A 2,124-nucleotide genomic window follows, 5' to 3' on the forward strand; every position below is an offset into this window, starting at 1 on the left:
GAATATCCGTGTTGGTCAGGGCTACGATGTCCATCAGTTGGTCGAAGGCCGAGATTTGATACTCGGTGGCGTCAACATTCCGTTTGAAAAAGGCTTGCTGGGTCATTCAGATGCCGATGTGCTTTTGCATGCGATTACCGATGCCCTGTTGGGGGCAGCCGGTTTGGGCGATATCGGCAGTCATTTTCCTGATACTGCCGCCGAATTCAAAGATGTAGACAGCCGTGTGCTGTTGCGCGAGGCTTATCAAAGCGTGCAGGAATTGGGTTGGAAGGTGGTTAATGTCGATACGACCGTGATTGCGCAAAAGCCAAAACTTGCGCCACACATTCCGGCAATGCGCGCCAATATTGCCGCAGATTTGGGTTTGCCTGAAAACTGCGTGAACATCAAGGGTAAAACCAACGAAAAACTTGGCTATCTGGGACGTATGGAAGCCATTGAAGCGCAAGCGGCAGTGTTGCTGATTAAGGCCTAAGAGCTTAAAATTACTTTATTATTCAAACTGAAAGATTGACAACATGGCAACTCAAGACGAACTCAAACGTATTGCCGCCGAAAAAGCGGTGGAATTTGTTCCTGAAAACGAATACATCGGTATCGGTACCGGCTCTACTATCAACTTTTTTATCGAAGCTTTGGGTAAAAGCGGTAAGAAAATCAAGGGTGCCGTGTCTACTTCTAAAAAATCCAGCGAGCTTTTGGCAAAATACGAGATTCTAGAAGTTTCACTGAATGAAGTGATGGGTTTGGCGGTTTATGTTGACGGCGCAGACGAAGTCAACCACGCGCTGCAAATGATTAAAGGCGGCGGCGGTGCGCATTTGAACGAAAAAATTGTGGCCAGCGCATCCGATAAATTTGTCTGTATCGCCGATGAAAGCAAGTATGTTTCCCGTTTGGGCAAATTCCCATTGCCAGTAGAAGTGGTTGAAAATGCCCGTTCGCTGGTGTCGCGCAAACTGCTTGCCATGGGCGGACAGCCTGAGTTGCGTGTCGGCTATACTACTTTCTATGGCAATCAAATCGTTGATGTTCACGGCCTCAATATCGACCAAGCCCTGAAAATGGAAGACGAAATCAATAAAATCACCGGCGTACTCGAAAACGGTATTTTTGCCCGTGATGCCGCCGATGTATTGGTTTTGGGTACGGCAGAAGGTGCAAAAGTCATCCTGCCTTGTCAGGATTAATAAAGATTAATTAATCTTAAAGGCCGTCTGAAAGTGCATCAGGTCTTTCAGACGGCCTTCAATTTGGCAAAATATGCAAATCAGTAAAATTATAAAATGGTTGCCAGTTGTTTTATCTGTTTTGGGTGCGCTTGGTTACAGCTCACGCGATACCGAGTTGATTCGTACAGGGGTAAGCGTTGCTGCCACATTGGCACAAGGCGACAATATCGGTTTAGAAAAGGTCAATGAATGGCTGGGTGAAAATGTCGTCAAAGCCACCTCTGACACCAAAGCCGAAGCTAAATCCAAACCGGAACAAAAACAAAAGTCATCGCGACAATCCTACACATACAACGGGAAAATCATCAAAATCCATGATGGCGATACCATGCACATTATCGATAGCGACGGCAGGAAACACAAAATCCGCATGGCCTATATCGATGCGCCGGAAATCAATCAAGCCTATGGTACGCAATCACGAGACAATTTGATTGATGCCGCATTGCATAAAAAAGCCAAAGTCCGCGTGTTTGAAGCCGACCGCTACCAGCGCGAAGTTGCCCAAGTATCAGTCGGCACGATTGATTTGAATTTGATGCAAATACGGGATGGCGCCGCATGGCATTATGAAAGTTATGCCAAAAAACAACAAAGTAAAACCGCTTACACCGACTATTCGGCCGCACAAAAACAAGCCAAGGAAAAGCGTAAAGGCTTATGGAAAAAAGACAATCCGCAAGCGCCTTGGCAATTTCGCCGTCAAAACCATGAGCAGCAGAACGGCAATAAAAAGCAGTCTGATAAACAATGGTTTGGGATTTGGTAAGTTTTAAGAAAGAGGCCGTCTAAAAACTTTCAGACGGCCTTTAATCATCGAGGTTTAGTATAAGATAAGAATGTGTGGCAGGTTTCTGATTAGAGGGTAAGAGAAATAAAAGTGTAATGT

The 2,124-nt window shown here is 45.6% G+C and carries 3 protein-coding genes; all 3 read left to right on the plus strand.

Annotated features, from left to right (window positions below; translation table 11 throughout):
- Positions 1 to 478 (plus strand): 2-C-methyl-D-erythritol 2,4-cyclodiphosphate synthase (ispF, locus tag ACTHUT_RS18600; protein WP_440419363.1); only part of this gene is annotated, 478 nt, incomplete at its 5' end.
- Positions 479 to 521: 43 nt separating this feature from the next.
- On the plus strand, positions 522 to 1,193 hold the full coding sequence (gene rpiA, locus ACTHUT_RS18605) for a ribose-5-phosphate isomerase RpiA (RefSeq protein ID WP_250600659.1): 672 nt from the start codon (positions 522 to 524) through the stop codon (positions 1,191 to 1,193).
- Positions 1,194 to 1,266: 73 nt separating this feature from the next.
- Positions 1,267 to 2,004, plus strand: coding sequence for a thermonuclease family protein (locus tag ACTHUT_RS18610; protein WP_250600657.1), 738 nt, complete (start codon positions 1,267 to 1,269; stop codon positions 2,002 to 2,004).
- Positions 2,005 to 2,124: the final 120 nt, after the last annotated feature.

It is taken from the genome of Neisseria sp. P0022.S010, from assembly GCF_051956635.1.

Excerpts from the sequence above, each read along its gene's own strand:
- rpiA (WP_250600659.1), top strand. The coding sequence starts at position 522 with ATGGCAACTCAAGACGAACTCAAACGTATTGCCGCCGAAAAAGCGGTG.
- ACTHUT_RS18610 (WP_250600657.1), top strand. The coding sequence starts at position 1,267 with ATGCAAATCAGTAAAATTATAAAATGGTTGCCAGTTGTTTTATCTGTT.